At 72.3% G+C, this 19,050-nt stretch carries 19 protein-coding genes; 6 read left to right on the top strand and 13 right to left on the bottom strand.

What is annotated here, in order from left to right:
- Positions 1-262: 262 nt before the first annotated feature.
- Complete coding sequence (uvrB, locus tag E7Z53_RS10175; protein ID WP_035923984.1) at positions 263-2,383, bottom strand: excinuclease ABC subunit UvrB; 2,121 nt, start codon at positions 2,381-2,383, stop codon at positions 263-265.
- Positions 2,384-2,573: 190 nt separating this feature from the next.
- Here uvrB and E7Z53_RS10170 point away from each other — a divergent pair, with 190 nt between their 5' ends.
- Positions 2,574-3,428: an SDR family oxidoreductase gene (locus tag E7Z53_RS10170; RefSeq protein ID WP_109243966.1), complete on the top strand. Its 855-nt coding sequence runs from the start codon at positions 2,574-2,576 to the stop codon at positions 3,426-3,428.
- Between the two features lie 25 nt (positions 3,429-3,453).
- Here the strand turns inward: E7Z53_RS10170 and E7Z53_RS10165 are convergent, their stop codons facing one another.
- The 9 genes from E7Z53_RS10165 to E7Z53_RS10125 all read right to left on the bottom strand — a co-directional run bounded on the left by E7Z53_RS10165 (position 3,454) and on the right by E7Z53_RS10125 (position 12,830).
- Positions 3,454-3,726, bottom strand: coding sequence for a hypothetical protein (locus E7Z53_RS10165; RefSeq protein ID WP_017832827.1), 273 nt, complete (start codon positions 3,724-3,726; stop codon positions 3,454-3,456).
- 130 nt (positions 3,727-3,856) lie between these two features.
- Complete coding sequence (locus E7Z53_RS10160; protein ID WP_035923986.1) at positions 3,857-4,684, bottom strand: DUF1206 domain-containing protein; 828 nt, start codon at positions 4,682-4,684, stop codon at positions 3,857-3,859.
- A gap of 122 nt (positions 4,685-4,806) precedes the next feature.
- On the bottom strand, positions 4,807-5,808 hold the full coding sequence (locus E7Z53_RS10155; protein WP_035923987.1) for a sugar phosphate isomerase/epimerase family protein: 1,002 nt from the start codon (positions 5,806-5,808) through the stop codon (positions 4,807-4,809).
- A gap of 46 nt (positions 5,809-5,854) precedes the next feature.
- A complete protein-coding gene (locus tag E7Z53_RS10150; RefSeq protein WP_035923988.1) occupies positions 5,855-7,024 on the bottom strand; it encodes a Gfo/Idh/MocA family protein in 1,170 nt (389 codons plus the stop codon).
- On the bottom strand, positions 7,021-7,890 hold the full coding sequence (locus tag E7Z53_RS10145; RefSeq protein WP_017832831.1) for a sugar phosphate isomerase/epimerase family protein: 870 nt from the start codon (positions 7,888-7,890) through the stop codon (positions 7,021-7,023). The genes E7Z53_RS10150 and E7Z53_RS10145 overlap by 4 nt, the downstream gene beginning before the upstream one ends.
- A 101-nt stretch (positions 7,891-7,991) precedes the next feature.
- On the bottom strand, positions 7,992-9,224 hold the full coding sequence (locus tag E7Z53_RS10140; protein WP_035924109.1) for a substrate-binding domain-containing protein: 1,233 nt from the start codon (positions 9,222-9,224) through the stop codon (positions 7,992-7,994).
- Complete coding sequence (locus tag E7Z53_RS10135; RefSeq protein ID WP_017832833.1) at positions 9,224-10,321, bottom strand: ABC transporter permease; 1,098 nt, start codon at positions 10,319-10,321, stop codon at positions 9,224-9,226. The genes E7Z53_RS10140 and E7Z53_RS10135 overlap by 1 nt, the downstream gene beginning before the upstream one ends.
- On the bottom strand, positions 10,318-11,325 hold the full coding sequence (locus tag E7Z53_RS10130) for an ABC transporter permease (RefSeq protein ID WP_017832834.1): 1,008 nt from the start codon (positions 11,323-11,325) through the stop codon (positions 10,318-10,320). Before E7Z53_RS10130 ends, E7Z53_RS10135 begins: the two co-directional genes overlap by 4 nt.
- The gene (locus tag E7Z53_RS10125) at positions 11,322-12,830 is read right to left on the bottom strand and encodes a sugar ABC transporter ATP-binding protein (RefSeq protein ID WP_176337695.1); all 1,509 of its coding nucleotides are present in this window, start codon (positions 12,828-12,830) and stop codon (positions 11,322-11,324) included. Before E7Z53_RS10125 ends, E7Z53_RS10130 begins: the two co-directional genes overlap by 4 nt.
- A gap of 115 nt (positions 12,831-12,945) precedes the next feature.
- On the opposite strand from E7Z53_RS10125, the gene E7Z53_RS10120 reads away from it, so the two are divergent.
- On the top strand, positions 12,946-14,166 hold the full coding sequence (locus E7Z53_RS10120) for an ROK family transcriptional regulator (RefSeq protein WP_176337694.1): 1,221 nt from the start codon (positions 12,946-12,948) through the stop codon (positions 14,164-14,166).
- Between the two features lie 84 nt (positions 14,167-14,250).
- On the opposite strand, the gene E7Z53_RS10115 is transcribed toward E7Z53_RS10120, so the two are convergent.
- Together E7Z53_RS10115 and E7Z53_RS10110 are read right to left on the bottom strand one after the other, a co-directional pair.
- On the bottom strand, positions 14,251-15,597 hold the full coding sequence (locus E7Z53_RS10115) for a vWA domain-containing protein (protein WP_176337693.1): 1,347 nt from the start codon (positions 15,595-15,597) through the stop codon (positions 14,251-14,253).
- A 346-nt stretch (positions 15,598-15,943) separates the two neighbouring features.
- Positions 15,944-16,438 carry a hypothetical protein gene (locus tag E7Z53_RS10110; RefSeq protein WP_141246804.1) on the bottom strand — a complete coding sequence of 165 codons (495 nt, stop codon included), beginning with the start codon at positions 16,436-16,438 and terminating at the stop codon, positions 15,944-15,946.
- 212 nt (positions 16,439-16,650) lie between these two features.
- On the opposite strand from E7Z53_RS10110, the gene E7Z53_RS10105 reads away from it, so the two are divergent.
- From E7Z53_RS10105 to E7Z53_RS10090, 4 genes are all read left to right on the top strand, one after another.
- Positions 16,651-16,932, top strand: coding sequence for a hypothetical protein (locus E7Z53_RS10105; RefSeq protein WP_017832839.1), 282 nt, complete (start codon positions 16,651-16,653; stop codon positions 16,930-16,932).
- 49 nt (positions 16,933-16,981) lie between these two features.
- Positions 16,982-17,188, top strand: coding sequence for a hypothetical protein (locus E7Z53_RS10100; protein ID WP_035923991.1), 207 nt, complete (start codon positions 16,982-16,984; stop codon positions 17,186-17,188).
- A gap of 135 nt (positions 17,189-17,323) precedes the next feature.
- Positions 17,324-17,746: a CBS domain-containing protein gene (locus E7Z53_RS10095; RefSeq protein WP_035923992.1), complete on the top strand. Its 423-nt coding sequence runs from the start codon at positions 17,324-17,326 to the stop codon at positions 17,744-17,746.
- A 122-nt stretch (positions 17,747-17,868) separates the two neighbouring features.
- Positions 17,869-18,057: a CsbD family protein gene (locus tag E7Z53_RS10090; protein ID WP_035923993.1), complete on the top strand. Its 189-nt coding sequence runs from the start codon at positions 17,869-17,871 to the stop codon at positions 18,055-18,057.
- 86 nt (positions 18,058-18,143) lie between these two features.
- On the opposite strand, the gene E7Z53_RS10085 is transcribed toward E7Z53_RS10090, so the two are convergent.
- On the bottom strand, positions 18,144-18,983 hold the full coding sequence (locus E7Z53_RS10085; RefSeq protein WP_035923994.1) for an SDR family oxidoreductase: 840 nt from the start codon (positions 18,981-18,983) through the stop codon (positions 18,144-18,146).
- Between the last annotated feature and the right edge of the window lie 67 nt (positions 18,984-19,050).

Genomic DNA, 19,050 nt, shown 5'->3' with positions numbered 1-19,050 from the left:
GGTGAGCCCGCGGGCCGGCGTCGTCCGGGGAACGGGGCGGACCGGGGCATCACGATGAGCCGCAAGTCTCTCCACCGTCCCCGGCGGGCTGGAGGCCCGGGTGCCGAGGTGCGGTCGCTGCGACCGGCCCGGCTCCGTTGCCCGGCGTGCTTACGACCGCAGCGCTGAGGGATACTCCCCTACGCGGAGAGCACTCTACCCGAACCTGGGAGAACGCCGGGAACGGACGCGGCCCCGGGTCCCGGTCCCGGCCGGAGCGGGCTCAGGCGTGCCCTGCCTGCTGCATCTGCCGCAGCTCCTTCTTGAGGTCCGCGAGCTCGTCGCGGATCCGCCCGGCGAGCTCGAACTGCAGCTCGGCGGCCGCGGCCTGCATCTGCTCCGTCATCTGCGCGATGAGGTCCGTGAGGTCCTCCGCCGGCGCGGCCGCGAACCCGTCCCGGCGCAGCTTGTCCTCCGCGGCCGCCACGGCGTCCCGCCCGCCCTTCGCCCCGGTCGGCGCGGTCTTCTTGCCGGCGGCGGCACGGCGGGCGAGCAGCTCCCGGGTGTCCTCCTCCTCGCGCTGGAGCTGGTCGGTGATGTCCGCGATCTTCTTCCGCAGCGGCTGCGGGTCGATCCCGTGTTCCGTGTTGTAGGCGACCTGGATCTCCCGGCGCCGGTTCGTCTCCTCGATGGCCGTGGCCATCGAGTCGGTGATCCGGTCCGCGTACATGTGCACCTGGCCGGAGACGTTGCGGGCGGCACGGCCGATCGTCTGGATGAGGGACGTCGTGGAGCGCAGGAAGCCCTCCTTGTCGGCGTCGAGGATCGCCACCAGGGAGACCTCGGGCAGGTCCAGGCCCTCGCGCAGCAGGTTGATGCCCACGAGGACGTCGAACGTGCCCATCCGCAGCTCGCGCAGCAGCTCCACGCGGCGGAGGGTGTCCACGTCCGAGTGCAGGTACTGGACCTTGACCCCGTGCTCCATGAGGTACTCGGTGAGGTCCTCGGCCATGCGCTTGGTGAGGGTCGTGACGAGCACGCGCTCGTCCCGCTCGACCCGCGCGTTGATCTCGTCGAGGAGGTCGTCGATCTGCCCCTTGGTCGGCTTGACGACCACCTCGGGGTCGATCAGCCCGGTGGGCCGGATGATCTGCTCCACGTAGCCGTCCGCCTGGGACAGCTCGTACTTGCCCGGCGTGGCCGAGAGGTAGACGGTCTGGCCGATGCGCCCCAGGAACTCGTCCCACTTCAGCGGGCGGTTGTCCATCGCCGAGGGCAGCCGGAAGCCGTGCTCCACGAGGGTGCGCTTGCGGGACATGTCGCCCTCGTACATGCCGCCGATCTGCGGGATCGTCACGTGGGACTCGTCGACCACCAGCAGGAAGTCGTCCGGGAAGTAGTCGATGAGGCAGTGCGGGGCGGAGCCGCGGGGGCGGCCGTCGATGTGCAACGAGTAGTTCTCGATGCCGTTGCAGTAGCCCATCTGCTCCATCATCTCGAGGTCGTACGTGGTGCGCATCCGCAGCCGCTGGGCCTCGACGAGCTTGTTCTGGGACTCCAGCTCCTTCAGCCGCGCGGCGAGCTCGTCCTCGATGGACTTCACGGCCGTGGCCATCCGGTCCGCGCCGGCCACGTAGTGGGAGGCGGGGAAGACGTACATCTCCGTCTCCTCCCGGATGATCTCCCCGGTGAGCGGGTGCAGGGTGTAGATCGACTCGATCTCGTCGCCGAAGAACTCCACCCGGACCGCGTGCTCCTCGTACATCGGGATGATCTCCACGGTGTCCCCGCGCACGCGGAACGTGCCGCGGTGGAAGTCGACGTCGTTGCGCGCGTACTGCATGTTCACGAACCGGCGCAGCAGCTCGTCGCGGTCCATCTCCTCCCCCCGGCGCAGCGTGACCATCTGCGCCACGTACTCCTCGGGGGTGCCCAGACCGTAGATGCAGGACACGGTGGCGACCACGACGACGTCCCGGCGGGTCAGCAGCGCGTTGGTCGCGGAGTGCCGCAGCCGCTCGACCTCCTCGTTGATGGAGGAGTCCTTCTCGATGAAGGTGTCCGTCTGCGGCACGTAGGCCTCGGGCTGGTAGTAGTCGTAGTAGGACACGAAGTACTCGACGGCGTTGTTGGGCAGCAGCTCCCGCAGCTCGTTGGCGAGCTGCGCGGCGAGCGTCTTGTTCTGCACCATGACGAGGGTGGGCCGCTGGACGCGCTCGATGAGCCACGCGGCGGTCGCGGACTTGCCGGTGCCGGTGGCTCCGAGCAGCACGACGTCCTTCTCCCCCGCCTCGATCCTCGCGGCGAGCTCCTCGATGGCCCGGGGCTGGTCGCCGGCGGGCACGTAGTCGGAGATGACCTCGAAGGGGGCGACGACACGGTTGATCTTCTGGGCGAGGCTCATGGCACCAGGCTACGCGCCGCCCCGGACACGGAGGCCGGGTTCCTCCGGAGGCGATCGGCCCCGCGGCCGCCGGGGCCGCACGCCGGAAATACGCCGCGGGCGCCGCCCGTTGCACAGGACACACCGCCGCGCCGGGCGGGTGCCGGCGGGCCCCGCCGGCAGCGGCCGGGCCACCACCGGGAGGAACACCGTGTCCATCGTCATCACCGGCGCGACCGGCCGGCTGGGCCGTCACGTCATCAGCTCCCTGCTGCGCCTGGACGTGCAGCTGCCGGACCTCGTGGCCGCCGGCCGCGACGAGGAGAAGCTCGGCGCCCTCCGGGAGCTGGGCCTGGCCACCGTCCGGGCCGACTACACCGAGCCCGCGACCCTCGACGAGGCGTTCGCGGGGGCGGACACGGTCCTGCTGATCTCCAGCAGCGAGGTGGGGATCCGCGTTCCCCAGCACCGGAACGCGGTCGACGCCGCCGTCCGGGCCGGGGTCTCCCGCCTCGTCTACACCAGCGCCCTCGGCGCCGACCGCGGGAAGCTGCTGCTCGCCGACGAGCACCTGGCCACGGAGGAGGCGATCGCCGCGTCCGGGCTCCCGTTCACGATCCTGCGCAACGGCTGGTACACCGAGAACTTCGAGCCGGCCCTGCGGCACGCGGAGACCACCGGCGTGGTCCTGGCCAGTGCCGGGGACGGCCGGGTGGCCAGCGCCACCCGCGGGGACTACGCGGAGGCGATCGCCTCGGTCCTCGCCCAGGACGGCCACGCGGGGCAGACCTACGAGCTCTCGGGGGACGTGGCGTGGAGCTTCGACGAGCTGGCCGCCGCGCTGACCGAGGTCCTGGACCGGGAGGTGACCTACCGGCGACTCACGCCCGAGCAGCACCTGGCGGAGCTGGAGCGGACCGGCGTGGACGAGAGCACCGCGCGGTTCCTGGTCGCACTGGACGCCAACATCGAGGACGGCGCCCTGGACCTCGTCACCGGGGACCTGTCGCGGCTGCTCGGCCGGCGCACCACGGGGCTCGTGGACGCGCTGCGCATGATGCGCTGACGCGCGGGGCCGCGGGCGGGAGTCGTCAGTTGCGGGACGTCCCGGCCCGGGGACCGCCGCGGGAGTCGTCGCGGTGGTAGAGGTACTCGTTGCCGTGCTCGTCCCGCTCGATCACGAAGTGCTTCTGGCACTCCTCGTACCAGGCGTGGGCCCGTTCGCTCTCCCCGGCGCCGTGGGTCTCCGGCGCCACGCGATCGGCCGCGCCGTAGATCTTGAGCGCGATCTGGTTCAACCGGTCCAGGAGGCGGTAGCCCGACGACGGCGCGTCCTCGTTGACGGTGTGCTGCTCTTCAGACATGACGTCCCCCAGGTGACCGCGGTGCGGATGGGACCATTCTATTCCTCGTGCCGCGCCCCGCGAAGGCCGGTCGGTCGGCAGCTCCGGACGCCCGGGCGGCGCGCCAGGAGGGCCCGCCGGGAGGGCGCGGTCACATCCGCTGGTACCTGGCCCGGACCACCATGAAGGCCCCGTAGCAGATGAGGCCCAGGGCCACGGCCCCGAGGATCCACGCCCCGAAGGGCTGCTCCTGGAGCGCCTTGAGCGCACCGTCCAGCCCCGAGGACTGCTCCGGGTCGCTGCGCACCGTGGCGACGACGACGAGCACCCCGAGCACGGCCAGGGCCACGCCCTTGGCCGCGTAGCCGGCCGTGCCCAGCCACATGACCGCCCTGCCGGCCGTGCCCGGCGGCAGGCGCTTCAGGTTCTCCCGGAAGGACCTCGTCACGCCCCGGTGGACGAAGAAGGCGCCGGCGACGACGAGGCCCAGCCCCACGACGATCAGCAGGACCGTGCCGGCCGGGTGCGCCATGAGCCGGGCGCTGAGCGACTGGGTGGACCCGCTGCTGTCGCTCGTGCCGCCGAGGGCGTAGGTCCCGAACACGGCGCCGATGGCGCCGTAGACGACCGCCTGGCCGCCCATCTTGACGCGGTGCTTGAGCCGGTCCCGGTCCGAGCGCTGCGTCGCGCCGAAGAAGATCTCGCTGAACAGGAAGACGGCGAGCGCCGCGCAGCCGAGGAAGCACGCCCACAGCAGGACGGTGCCGCCCGGGCTGCCGGCGAGCGCGGCGACCGCCCCCGACTGGTCCGCCGAGCCCGAGCCGCCGGTGGCCACGCGCAGCGCGATGACCCCGATCATGACGTGCAGCAGACCCGCCGCCACGTACCCGGCGCGGGCCGCGAGGACGAACCCGCGGGAGTCCGTCGCGTCGTCCGCGGCGTCGGCCGCCCTCGTGGCCTGCCGGCCGACCTCGCCCATGGTTCCTCCTGCGGTGTGGGTCTCCATCGTGCGCCTGCGGACCGCCGGTGTCCACGACGCCGTTCAGCTGACACCGGGGTACGCCCCGGACCGGGGCCCGCCGGGGTGCCGCCCCGGGCCGGCTACTGCCGGAAGGCGGCGTCGAACGAGGCGCCGGAGGGGGCGAAGTCGAAGCGCTTCAGGAAGGCCAGGGCCTCGGGGGCGCCCCGGAGGCGGTCCATGCCGGCGTCCTCCCACTCCACGGAGATCGGTCCGTCGTAGCCGATGGCGGTGAGGGCCCGGAAGCTGTCCTCCCACGGCACGTCCCCCCGTCCGGTCGAGACGAAGTCCCAGCCGCGGCGGGGGTCGCCCCAGGGCAGGTGCGAGGACAGGACGCCGTTGCGCCCACCGCCGGTCCGCATCTTCGTGTCCTTGCAGTCCACGTGGTAGATCCGGTCCGCGAAGTCGGAGATGAACGCCACCGGGTCGATCTGCTGCCACAGGAAGTGGCTGGGGTCCCAGTTCAGCCCGAAGGCCGGGCGGTGGCCGATGGCCTCCAGCGCCCGGTGCGTGGACCAGTAGTCGTAGGCGATCTCGGAGGGGTGGACCTCGTGGGCGAAGCGCACCCCGCACTCGTCGAAGACGTCCAGGATGGGGTTCCACCGGTCCGCGAAGTCCTGGTACCCGGCGTCGATCACGTCCTGGGAGACGGGCGGGAACATCGCCACGTACTGCCAGACGGAGGACCCGGTGAAGCCGACCACGGTGTCCACGCCCAGTCTCCGCGCGAGCCGTGCGGTGTGCTGCAGCTCCTCGGCGGCGCGGGTGCGCACTCCCTCGGGCGTGCCGTCGCCCCAGACCCGGGGTCCCACGATGGACTCGTGCCGGAAGTCGATCGGGTCGTCGCAGACCGCCTGGCCCTTGAGGTGGTTGGAGATGGCCCAGACCCCGAGGCCGTGGCGCTCGAGGATGTCGAGCCGGTCCTGGACGTAGGCGTCGTCGTCCCACCGCCAGGCGTCGAGGTGCTCGCCGGAGACGGCGATCTCCAGGCCGTCGTAGCCCCAGCCGGCCGCCAGCTCGGCGACCTCCTCGAGCGGGAGGTCGGCCCACTGGCCGGTGAACAGCGTGTAGGGGTGGTGTCCCATCGTCGGTCCTTCGGGTCGGGGAGAGCGGTGCTCCGCTCGTCCGGGGTCAGAGGTGGACGGTGGCGCCGGAGCGCGCCGCGCTGTCCGTCACGGCGGCGAGCACCCGCTGGACCTCCAGGCCGTCCTCGAACCCGGGGGCGGCCGGGGTCCCCGTGTCGATGGACCGCAGGAGCTCGGCGGCCTGGCTGGTGAACGTGTGGTCCCAGCCCAGGACGTGCCCGGCCGGCCACCACGCCCCCACGTAGGGGTGGGTGGCCTCGGTGACGAGGATCCGGCTGCTGCCCTGGGTGTCCGGCGGCGCGGTGGCGTCGAACAGGTGCAGCTCGTTGAGCCGCTCGAGGTCGAAGCGCAGCCCGCCCAGCGATCCGTAGACCTCGATCCCGAGGGCGTTCTTGCGGCCGGTGGCGCAGCGGGAGACCTCCAGGCCGACCACCGCCCCGGAGGCGGTGCGCAGGGTGGCCCAGGCGGCGTCGTCGACGGTCACCGGCTCGGGGCCGTCCTCCCCCGTCCGGGTGGGGACGAACGTGGTGAGCGTCCCGGAGACGGACGTGACCGGCGAGTCCAGGAGGAAGCGCACCTGGTCGACGGCGTGGGAGGCGAGGTCGCCCAGCGCCCCGGACCCGGCGGTCTCCCGGCGCAGGCGCCAGGTCATGGGCGCGTGCTCGTCGGCGAGCCAGTCCTGCAGGTAGCTGACCCGGACCTGGCGGACCCGGCCCACGCGGCCGTCCGCGATCAGCTGCCGGGCCAGCGCCAGGGCCGGCACCCGGCGGTAGTTGAAGCCCACCATGGAGTGGACGCCGCGGGTCCGGGCGGCCGCCGCGGCGGTCGCCATCCGCTCGGCCTCGGCCACCGTGTTGGCCAGCGGCTTCTCCACGAGCACGTGCTTGCCGGCCTCGAGGGCGGCCACGGCCATGTCGGCGTGCAGGTGGCCGGGCGTGCAGATGTCGACGACGTGGACGTCGTCCCGTTCCAGCACCGACCGCCAGTCGGTGCCGCTCTCCTCCCAGCCGTACCGCCGGGCGGCCTCGGCCACGTGCCCGGCGTCCCGGCCCACCAGCACCTTCTGCGCCACGCGGGGCGTGGGGTAGAAGGCGTTGACGTTGCGCCAGGCGTTGGAGTGGGCCTTGCCCATGAAGGAGTGGCCGAGCACGGCGACGCCCAGGGCGGCGCTCCCGTGGGCGGGGGGAACGGCGGGGTCGGGCACGGTGGTGGTCATGGGTGTCCTCCTGGGGACCGGGCGGCGCACGAGCGCAGGAACGCCAGTCCGTCCTCGGCGAGCTGGTCCTGGCTCTCGGCCAGGGGCCGCCAGATCGAGGCGGCGGTGGCGATGCTGGCGTTGCGGGCGGTGAAGCTCTCGATGCTGAGGGCGCCGGTGTAGCCGACGGCGTCCAGGGCGTCGAAGATGCCCGTCCAGTCCGTCTGGTCCCCGCCGGGGGCTCCCCGGTCGTTGCCGCAGACCTGGACGTGGACGAGGTGCCGGCCGGCCGCCCGGACGGCGTCGGCGGAGGAGCGCTCCTCGATGTTCAGGTGGTAGGTGTCCAGGGCCAGTCCCACGCCGTGGCCCAGCAGCGGCCCGAGGGCCTCGAGCGCCTGGGCGGTGGTGTTGAGCAGGGACGTCTCGTAGCGGTTGAGCGGTTCGATGCCGAGGACCACCCCGGCGGCCTCGGCCTCGGCGGCCAGCGGGGCGAGACGGCGCCGCAGCTGCGCGTAGGCGTCCGCGCGCTCCGCCGCGTCCATCCGCCACACCCGGCCCGTGCGGGCGTAGAAGGGCCCGCACACGGCCGGGGCGCCGATGTCGTGGGCCAGCCGGATGCAGGCGCTGAGATAGTGCTGGGTGCGGGTGATCACGGCGTCGTCCGCCAGGACGAGCTCGCGCCCGGGCGCCATGGCGCCGACGAGCAGCGGGCTGAGCCCGCCGAGGGCGTCCCGCACCGCCCCGGCCGAGAGGTCGCCGACGTTCTCCAGCGGGAGCTCGACGGCGTCGAAGCCCATGTCCGCGATCCTCGCCAGGAGCGGGGGCAGGTTCGCGTCGGTGAGGGGGGACTCCCACACCCAGGTGTTGACGGCGATCGGGCGCTGCACGGGTCTGCCTCCTCTCGGTGCGGTGGGCTGGATGGCGCCCCGCCCGCCGCCGGGGTCTCCCGGGGCCGGGCCGGTGGCGGGGCAGGGCGCGGTCGGGCGGGTCAGGGGATGACGCGGTCCCGCCAGACGTCGGGGTAGCCGGGCAGGTCCTCGCCGCCGAACTTGGCGTAGTGGCCGTCGGGCATCCCCTCGTTGTCGGCGAGGAAGTCCGCCCGCTGCTCCTCGGTGATCGGCTCCTGCGGCAGGACCCACTCGGCGGGGACGTCCTCGCCGGCGAAGATCTGCTCGAGCGCCAGCAGCGGGGTGCGCCACTGGAAGTTCGAGTACACCGGGGCGAGGCCGGTCAGGCCGGTGTCCTCCCACTTGCGCAGGTAGCTCATCTCGTCCTCGCCGGTCATCACCGGGTAGTCCGCGCCGGCGTCCTCGAACGCCTCGATGGCGGCGACGGCGCCGTCGCCGGCGTCCATCCACACGCCCTGCACGTCCCCGGTGGCGAGCTCGTCGGAGATGATCTTCTTGATCTCGGTGGGGTCGGCGCCGGTGAAGTAGTCGGTCGCCTCGATCCCGTTCTCCTCGAAGATCCGCTCGGCCGCGGCCCAGCGCTGCTCCAGGACGTCGACGCCCGGGAGGATGCGCAGGGCCACCACCTTGTCGCCCTCCTGCAGGTTGTCCACCAGGAAGTTCGCCGAGTCGATGCCCCAGGCGAAGCCGCCGATGGGGTGGATGAACGTCGTCGCGCAGTCGGTCTCCACCCCGCGGTCGAAGACCACCACCGGTTTGCCGGTCTCGCACGCGCGCTCCACGGCGGGCGTCAGGGCGGCGGTCGAGTTCGGCGAGATGATGAACCCGTCGCACTCGCCCTCGGCGATGAAGTAGTCGATGTCGGCGATCTGCGTGTTGTCGTCGTCCTGGGCGTCGCGGGTCTCCATCTCGGAGATCACCCCGGAGTCCTGGAGCACCTTCAGCTGCTCGTTCATGGTGATCCACCCGGTCTGGCGCCAGGGGTTGGAGATGGAGGCGTTGGAGAAGCACACCTTCTGCGGGCCGTCGGCGGCGAACTCCCCGGTGGCGGTCGTCTCCCCGTCGATGTACTGCGTCCAGGGCTGCTCCGGGTCCCCCTCGAAGGAGGCGGAGCGCTGGTCGAGCTGCCGGTCGTACTCCGCCTGGTCGAACCACTCGTCACCGCCCTCCGGGGCCGGCGTGGCGGCGGCCTCCGCGCCCCCCGTCTCGGCGGGCGGCGGCTCCTCCATCGACTGGTCGGTGGTGCAGGCGGTCAGTCCCAGCAGCGCTGCCGCTGCCACCACGGTGATCCTTGACTGGATGCTTCGGCGCATCATGTTCCTTCCTCGTCGGTGCCCGGGGTGGGCGGTGCTGCGATGGCACGTCTCGGCTCCTGCGCCGCCGCGGTCCGGCCGCGCCGGCGGCGCTTCCAGGTCTGGGTGCCGGCGGCGACGGCGAGGATGATGATCGCGCCCTGGACGGTGTCCCGCCAGGTCGACTGGACCCCCAGGAAGTTCAGGAGCGCGAAGAGGGTCTCGAGGGCGAAGGCGCCGGCGGCCGCGGAGAGCACCCAGCCGCGCCCGCCGCCCAGCACGACCCCGCCGAGGACCACGGCGGTGATGGCCGTGAACTCGTAGCCGCGCCCCACGGACGGGTGCACGCCGGCGTAGCCGACGAGGATGATCCCCGCCACGGTGGCGGCCAGGGAGGAGAGCATGAACGCCCGGGTGCGCACCCACCAGACCCGGGCCCCGGTCAGCGCGGCGGCCCGGGGGTTGTCGCCCACGGCGACGAGCGTGCGGCCGTAGGGCCGGCGCATGAGCCAGAGGGCGGCGAGCGCGACGACCGTCACCAGGACCACCGGGTAGGGCAGGATCCCCAGGACCGGGACGTCCTGGATGCCGCCGCGGCCGATCTGCCGGAAGCTGTCCGCGGGGTTCCCCGTCGCGGCGCCGCCCGTCCAGTAGAGCACCAGCCCGAGCAGGGCGAGCATGGTGCCGAGGGTGACGATGAAGCTCGGCACCTTCAGGAGCGTGGTGACCAGTCCGTTGACCAGGCCCACGAGCGCGCCGAGGACGAGCATCAGGACCAGGACGGGCACCGTCCGGCTGTCGTCCTGGCCGATGAGGTTGCCGGCCACGAACACCTGGGCGGTGACCACCGAACCCATGGACAGGTCGAACTCCCCGGAGACGATCACGAAGTACTGCCCGATGGCCGCGATGGCGATCGGCGCCGTGCGGCCGACGAACCGGATCAGCGAGCCCGGTTCGCCGAAGGACGGGTTGACGGCGACGGCCGCGACCAGCAGCACCAGGAGGAGCACGAAGACGGCCCCGCCGGGCGTCCGCAGCCCGCGCAGCACGCGCTCGTGCCACGGTGACCGGTTCTGCTGCAGGACCGCGGTCCGGTCCGTGACGGTGGCGCTCATGCCGTGACCTCCTGCGCGGTCCGCCCGCTCCGGTCGTCGAAGCGCGCGGGCCGGCTGACCACCCGGCGCCGGGCGTAGACGGCCACGGCTACGACGATGACGATGCCGCGGACCACGTCCTTCAGGAACGGGTTGATCTGCATCACGCTCATGATGTTGTCGATCATCGCGAAGATGAGGACCCCGCCCAGCGTCCCCACCAGCGATCCCTTGCCGCCCGCCAGGAGCGTCCCGCCCAGGACCACGGCGGCGATGGAGAGCAGGTCGTACCCGCCCTGGGACCCGATCGTGGGGCTGCCCACCCCGAGCCGCGCCGCGAGCAGCAGCCCCGCGAGACCGGCCATGACGGAGCAGATGACGTGGGCGGCCACGATCGGGGTGCCGGTCCGGATCCCGGACATCCGGGCCACCCGGATGTCCCCGCCGACCGCGTACATGTGGTGGCCCAGGCGACTGCGGGTCAGCATGAGCAGCACCGCGCCCGCGCAGGCCAGCATGATCAGCGTGGAGATGGGGACCGGGCCGATGCCCGTGGCCCCGATGAGGCGGAAGGCCACCGGGGTCTGCCCCGAGCTGCCCTTGTAGTTGGTGGCGAGGTAGCCGCTGACGACGAGCCCGGTGCCCAGCGTGGCGATGAACCCGTGGACCTTCAGCCCGGACACCACCAGGCCGTTGACCAGGCCGATGCCCGCGGAGACGACCAGGGCCAGCGCCACGCCGGGCAGGACGTTCCCGGGCTGGTTCGCCATGAGGCCGGCCGAGAGCAGGCTCGCGAGGCTGATGACGTACGGCACGGACAGGTCGAGGCTCCCCACCAGGATCACGAGCGTCTGGCCGATCGCGATGAAGCCGAGGACGCTGGTCCCGGTGAGGATCGCAGAGATGTTGCCGGCGCTGACGAAGCTGCGCCCGGTGGCGCCCACGAGCACCGTGCCGACCACGACGGTGAGCAGCACCACGAGGTAGACGATGTGGGTGGACGTGAGCCTCGAGAACGCGTTCACGGTCTCGCCCCTTCCGTGCGGGCGCCGGTGGCCAGCCGCAGCACCTGCTCCTCGGTGCTGTCCGGCGGGAGCTCACCGGCGATCCGGCCGTCGCGCAGGACCACGATCCGGCTGGACATGCCGAGGACCTCCGGCAGTTCGCTGGAGACCATGAGGATGGCCCTGCCCTCCGCGGCGAGCATGCGCATGAGGTTGTAGACGGCGATCTTGGCGCCCACGTCGATCCCTCGGGTGGGCTCGTCGAGCAGCACGACCCGCGGGTCCACGGCCAGCCACTTGGCGAGGACGACCTTCTGCTGGTTCCCGCCCGAGAGGTACTGGACCTCCTGGTCCAGGTCCCGGGCCACGACCTCCAGCGAGGAGAGGACCCCGGGGACGTCCTTGCGGGCCGCGGCGGTCCGCCGCGGGAAGACGGAGCGGATCACGCCCAGGGCGTTGTCCAGGATGGACTGGTCGAGGCTCAGCCCCTGGGACTTGCGGTCCTCCGTGATCAGGGCCACGCCCTGCCGGACGGCCTGCCGGGGCGAGGTGGCCGTGTACGGCCTGCCGTCCAGCGCCATGGACCCGCGGGTGAAGGGGTGGACGCCGAAGACGGCCTCCACCAGCTCCGTCCGCCCCGAGCCCTGGAGCCCGGCGACCCCCACGATCTCCCCGGCGCGCAGGGTCAGGTCGATGCCGTCGAGCTGGTCGTTGCCGCCGCCGTCGATCCTCAGGAGCTCCCGCCCCACCCCGGTGCCGGGCACCGCCTCCGGGAAGTAGGCGGAGATCGGGCGGCCCACCATCATCCGCACCAGGGCGGCGTCGTCCATGGCGGAGGCGGGCTCGGTGCCCACCACGCGGCCGTCCTTGAGGACGGTGATGGTGTCGCACAGGTCGAAGATCTCCTTCAGCCGGTGGGACACGTACAGGATGGCGGTGCCGCGCGCCCGGAGCCGGCGGACGATCGCGTACAGCAGGTCCACCTCAGGGCCCGCGAGGGCCGCGGTCGGCTCGTCCATGGAGATGATGCGGGCGTCGTAGCTGATGGCCTTGGCGATCTCCACGATCTGCTGCTGGGCCACGGACAGCGAGCTCACGGTCGTGGTCGGCTGGATGCTGGTGATGCCCAGGTCCTCGAGCAGCTCGCTCGTCCTCGCGTTCATGGCCCGCCGGTCCACGAGCAGGCCCCGGCGCGGCTCGCGGCCGAGGAACACGTTCTCGGCCACGGTGCGGTCGGGCAGCAGGTTGAACTCCTGGAACACCGTCGACAGCCCGGCCACGTGCGCCTGGGTGGGGTGGTGGAACTCGACGGGGGTGCCGCCGATCTGCACGGTGCCCGCGTCCCGCTCGTGCACCCCGGCGAGCACCTTCATCAGGGTGGACTTGCCGGCGCCGTTCTCGCCGACGAGCCCGTGCACCTCGCCGGCGTGCAGCCGCAGGTCCACGTCCTCGAGCACCGGCACCCCGAAGAAGGACTTCGACAGGCCGGTGACGTCCAGCACCGGGGAGCTCGTGCGCTCGTTCATGCGGTCACTGTGACACGCACCACAGACTTCTGTCGACAGTCCTGCAAAAGTTGTTCCATCACTGTGCGTTTGTGACGTGCTTGACCCCCCTAAGGGGGCGTGCTCTACTGAAAAAGTGCTGCAGAGTCCTCCGTCGGCGCCGTCGCCGCGCTCCTCGGACTCGCCCGCCCCGGGGGCGAGCGAAGTCTTCCAGCTGCTGCGCGACGGCCGCCCGAGGACCCGGGCGGAGCTCGCCCAGCTGACCGGGCTGGCCCGCTCCACCGTGGCGTCCCGCGTGGACACGCTCATGACCCTGGGACTCGTCGCACCCTACGGCGGGGCCGCCTCCACCGGGGGGCGTCCGCCCTCGCTCTTCGCCCTGAACCCGGGCGCCCGGGTGGTGGTCGGCGCGGACGTCGGGGCGACGCACGCCCGGGCCATCCTGGCGGACCTCTCCGGCCGGGAGCTCGCCGAGGAGCGCCAGGCGCTCGCGATCGGCGAGGGCCCCGAGGCGTTCCTGGGCTGGCTCGTGCGCACGGTCGCCGCGCTGCTCGAGCGCGCGGACCGCCCCGCCGCGGACCTCGCCGCCATCGGCATCGGGCTGCCCGGTCCCGTGGAGCACGAGACGGGCCGGCCGATCAACCCGCCCATCATGCCGGGGTGGGACCGCGTCGACGTCCCCGCCCTCGTGCAGGTCCACTACGACGTGCCCGTGCTGGTGGACAACGACGTCAACATCATGGCCCTGGGCGAGCGCAGCCTCTTCTGGCCCGCAACCACCGAGCTGATGTTCGTCAAGGTGGCCACGGGCATCGGCGCGGGGATCATCTCCGGCGGCGCGCTCCAGCGCGGCGCCCAGGGCACAGCGGGGGACCTCGGCCACGTCCGGGTGCCGCGCGGCGACGAGCTGCTCTGCCGCTGCGGCAACACCGGATGCCTCGAGGCGCTCGCCGGCGCTCCCGCCCTCGTGCGGACGCTCAACGAGCAGACCGCCGGCACGCTGTCCACCAGCCAGGACGTGATCGACCTCGTCCGCTCCGGGGACCCGCTGGCCGTGCAGGTGATCCGCCAGGCGGGGCGGGACATCGGGGACGTCCTGGCCACCTGCGTGAACCTCATCAACCCGTCCGTGATCGTGATCGGCGGCAGCCTCGCCCAGGCCGGGGAGCACCTGCTGGCCGGCATCCGGGAGGTCGTCTACCGGCGGTCCCTGCCCCTGGCCACGGAGCACCTGAGTGTGGCGCCCTCGGTCGCCGGCGAGCGCGCCGGCGTCATGGGGGCGGCGGTGCTGGCCATCGACCACGTCCTGTCCCCGGAGTCCATCGAGGCCGCGTGTGCGGCCCTCGGCGCAAGCTGAGCCCGTCGCCGCTCCGGGCCGCCTCCGGCGCTCTCGCCCCACGCCGTCGCGGCCGGCTCCGGCCGGACCCGTCCGCGCGGCGGGTCAGTCCTTCTGCAGGCGCTCGTAGTACTCGCTCCACTTGGCCTCACCGCGGTCGTAGACGGCCCGCCAGTCCTGCTGGTGCCGGTCGTCGGCGGCGCCCCAGTTGGCCTGGTGGGTCCGGTCGCCCCAGTCCCAGACCGTCGCGCCCCGCTCGTCGAAGAAGTCCCAGACGTCGCGGCGCACCTGTTCGTCCACGTCGGCGCCGAGCAGGTTGGCCACGCGCTTGCCTTGGTTGGCCTCCTCGTTGGCGGTCCGCTTGATGCGGTTGCCGACCTCATTGGCGAGCCGCTTGTTGGCGTTGCCCGCCTCGTTGATCTCCCGCAGCTCGGTGTTGCGCCACTCGTTCCAGGCCCGGGCCATCGCCGTGTTCTGCTCCCGCCAGTAGGTCTCGAGCTCCGCCCGGGAGCCGACGCGGGTATACTCGCCGCCCCCGGCGGCGGCGATGTCGGCCAGTGCCCGCTGGTCGGTGTCACCGGCCTGGAAGCCGATGACGTTGATCACCGGCTCGACACCGGACCCGCTCAGCCGCTCGGCAGCCGCCACGGGGTCGCCGCCGCAGGTCTCCACGCCGTCGGTCACCACGTAGACGATGCCGTCGGTCGCGTCGTCGGGAAAGTCGGCGGCGGCCTCCTCGATGGCCCGGGCCAGTGGGGTGTAGCCGGTGGGCCGCACTCCGGCGAGGACGTCCGCGAGCTCCGCGGCGTCGGCGTCACCTGAGTAGGCGACCTCGGTGGTCGTGCACGACTCCTTCTTCCCCGGCGCAGAAGTATCCCCCGCGTTCCCGTAGAGCCGCAGGCTCACCGTGCTGCCCTCCGGCAGCTCCTCGACGAACCCGGTCAGCGCCGTGCGCGCCGCGTCCATCCGCGAGCCGTCGCCGGAGTCCCCGGCCATCGAGTCACTGGCGTCCAGGACGAGCGCGAAGTGGTTCGTGCCCACGCTCCGGTCGCCCACCGGTCCGGTCACGGCGTCGGTGGGCTCCGCGCCGCGCTCCCCGGTGCCCGGGTCGAAGCGCACCACCGTCTTGACGTCCTCGGCGTAGTCGCCGTGGATCTGCGCGAGGATCGCCGCGCTCCACTCCCCGGCGGTGCGCGGATCACGCTCGCGGGCGGCGGCCAGCACCTCATCGTCGGTCCCGTCCTCGGCGTGCGGTCCGGGTTCGACGAGCAGGGACCGCTCCAGGGCGGTGAGTTCCCGCGGGGCGTCCTCGAAGGACACCGCGGCCAGCCCGTGCTCCACAGACCCCGACCCGGTCTCCGCCCTGCCGGCCGAGGACGCGGTGGTGGACGGCGTGGCGGTCTCCCCCGGTTTCCCCGCGTCCCCGACGGCGCACCCTGCCAGAAGCACCACGACGCAGACGGCTGTCAGGGATGAGCACACACTGTTCCGCACGGGGACCCTTCCACGGTCATCCAAAGTTTTCCATTGCACACTATAGGCCTCACCGGTCGGGATGCCGCGGACGAGGGACACCGTCGAACGGACGCACCCGCAGAACCGTCGAGGACGGTGGTGTCCCGCTGCGGGAGCGGGTGACCGACGGGCCGCTGCCTTCGCGTGCGGCCCCGGCATGGCCGATGGACGACGAACGCGCCGCGGGCCGGGACGGGAATCGGGGCGCTGTCCGTGCACCCGCTGCGGCGGCGGACCGGCTGCGCCCTGGCCGCATCGGAGCGGCTCGGGGTCGGTGAGCCGGTCAGCGGGTGAACTCACCGCAGGCGTGCAGCAGTGCCAGGGCTGAGGCGGTGGTGGTGTCCGTGATCCGCCCGGAGCACAGGTGCTGGAGCAGCTGCTGATCATCGGCCCACTCCACCCCGGGGATGCCGGCCGGCTCCAGTGCCTCGCCGTACTCGGCATCGGTCCGGCGCGCCACTGCGAGCAGCACGTCGATCCGCTCCTCCTTGCGCGGATCGGCGTAGAGGATCCCCAGCGGAGCGATCACCGCCGCGGACATGCCCTGCCCGAACTCCTCCTCCAGCAGCACCGCCGCCCCGGCGCGCAGTTCGTCGGGGTCGACCACCGGGCCCTGCGGGAAGATCAGCATCTGCCCGCCCGGGTCCAGTTCGGCCTGCACCAGCCCGTAGCGGGTCCGGGCGCCGGAGCCGTCGTGCACCCTCGGAATCACGACGATCGAACGCTGGGCTGGTACGGGGTGCAGCATCGCCGGTCGGTCCGGAGCGACGTCAGTCATCAAGCAGTCCTCATGTCGGGGAACGCATCGGCGCCTGCGGCCTCGGAACACGCAGGCGATGCGCACGAACAGCCTACGATCGACTGCTCAACGCAGCCCGGGAGGAGCACGTGCGGGACCTCCACAGGCTCCTCTCCCAGGTCCCAGGGTGGTTCCGCTCCGTGAGTCAGGTCACTAGGGTGGGAGGCACGGCTCGGCACAGGAGGTTCTCCATGACCACCCCGCACAACGACGACGCCCCGGACCTCGACGACGTCATCGAGCCCGAGGGCGACGCCCTGCCCGACCCCATTCACCAGGGCCACGCCGGGATGCCCGAGCATCTCGACGACGAGGCACTGGCCGCAGCCACCGAACAGGAGCGGGTGGCCGCCGGGCTGACCGACTACGCGCCCGGGCAGGTCCCACCGGCCACCGACCCGCTGCCGGAAGACGCCTCCGAAGCAGCCGACCGCGCCCAGCGGGGTCTGCTCGAGGAGGACGGGAACGCCTGACGGGCCGTCCCACCGAAGTACGCCGTCCCATCCCTGCAAGGAGATCGACATGGCCGAGCGAGGCAACACCAAGCACAGCGCGGAACTGGACGACCAGATGAAGCACGAGGTCGCCGGCGAGGTGGCCGGCATCCAACCCGACCACGTGGAGGAGCACCGCCAGACCGAGCCCTGGGTCGACGACACCGACGACCCGGAGGTGCGCTCCGCGGTGGAGGAGCGGGAACGCGCCCCTCGCCCGGACACCCAGCAGTAGCGCCCCGGGGAACGGGGCGGGAGACCCGCAACGAACACCGACCCGTCACCGCCCGGGCGCACGGGTCGTCACAGGCACACGCAACCTGAGCGCACCGGTGCTCGAGTCACTTTCCACCTCGAAGGAGGATCAGCTATGACCACGGCACGCGAGATCATGACCGGCGGCGCCGAGTGCATCGGGGAGAACGAGACCCTGGAGGAAGCCGCCCGGAAGATGAAAGACCTCGGCGTCGGCGCGCTGCCGATCTGCGGGGAGCACGACCGGCTCATGGGCATGGTCACGGACCGCGACATCGTCATCAAGTGCCTGGCGATCGGCACCGACCCCAGGGCCGTGAAGGCCGGTCAGCTGGCCGAGGGCAAACCGGTCACGATCGGCGCCGACGACAGCGTGGAGGAGGCGATCAAGACGATGAGCGAGCACCAGGTGCGGCGGCTGCCGGTGATCGACGGCCACGACCTCGTCGGGATGCTCAGCCAGGCGGACATCGCCCGGTCCATGCCCGAGGAGCGCGTCGGAGAACTCGTGGAACTCATCTCCTTCGACCAGTACTGAGGACCGGTTCCGGAAGATGCCCGACTGGGCCCGGACACTTGGACGGCCCCGAAGCGTCAGCGACGTCCCCCGACCAGGCGTCCGGGCCGAGGAGGCCCCCTGACCGGGAGAAGGGAGCACCTGTGGGACTCAGGGACAAGGCCGGTGCCGCCGCGGACAAGGCTGCCGGTGCCGCCAAGGACAAGATCGGCGCCGCCACCGACAAACCAGACCTGCAGGCCGAAGGCCAGGCACAGAACGCCGTGGGCCACGCCCGACAGAGCGGACACGACATCGAGGACACTGCCCGCGAGATCGTGGACGACGAGTGATCAGCCCCGCCCCCACCCCGGGCGGAAACCCTGTCCTTCCGCCGGGGTGAAGCGCCTCGCCGGTCTCGCGAGCGGAGGATCCGGGCTCAGAGGATGGGCTTGCCACCGGTGACGGCGACCCGCGAGCCGGAGATGTAGCTGCCGTCGTCCGAGGCCAGCAGCACGTAGACGGGCGCGAGCTCGGCGGGCTGGCCGGCGCGGCCCAGAGGGACGTCGTCGCCGAAGGCCCCCACCTTCTCCGCGGGCATGGTCGCCGGGATCAGCGGCGTCCAGATCGGGCCCGGGGCCACGCTGTTCACCCGGATGCCCTTCTCGCCCAGCATCTGCGCGAGCCCGGCGGAGAAGTTCGCGATCGCCGCCTTGGTGGCCGCGTAGGGCGCAAGCTGCGGGGACGGCTGGTCGGACTGCACCGAGGAGCTGCCGATGATCGACGACCCCGGAGGCATGTGGGGCACGGCGGCCTTGGTGAGGTGGAACATGGCGCCGATGTTGAGCCGGAACGTGTAGTCCCACTCCTCGTCGCTGATCTCGTCGAGGCTGTCGCGGCTCATCTGGTAGGCGGCATTGGAGACCAGCACGTCGATCCGGCCGAACTCCTGCACGGCCCTCTCGACGACAGCCCGGCAGTGGGCCGGGTCCGAGAGGTCTCCGCGGACCAGGACGGCGCGACGCCCGGCCTCCTCGATCCAGCGGGCGGTGTCCTGGGCGTCGTCGTCCTCCTCGAGGTAGGCGATCAGGACGTCGGCGCCCTCGCGGGCGTAGGCGATCGCAGCGGCACGGCCGATGCCGCTGTCCCCGCCGGTGATGATGGCCGCCTTGCCCGCGAGCTTGCCGGAGCCGCGGTAGCTGTGCTCGCCGCAGTCCGGGACGGGGGTCATCGCGGCCTGGACGCCGGGGACCTCCTGCTGCTGCTCTGGCTGGCTCATGGCGTGGTCCCTTCGTGGTCGAGTGGTCCGGACGGTGCACGCGCTGCTCACCGAACTCCCCCGATGA

The sequence above is a fragment of the Kocuria salina genome (assembly GCF_013368965.1).
In the GTDB taxonomy this organism is placed as follows: Bacteria; Actinomycetota; Actinomycetes; order Actinomycetales; family Micrococcaceae; genus Kocuria; species Kocuria rosea.
This window is presented reverse-complemented; position numbering and strand designations above follow the sequence as displayed.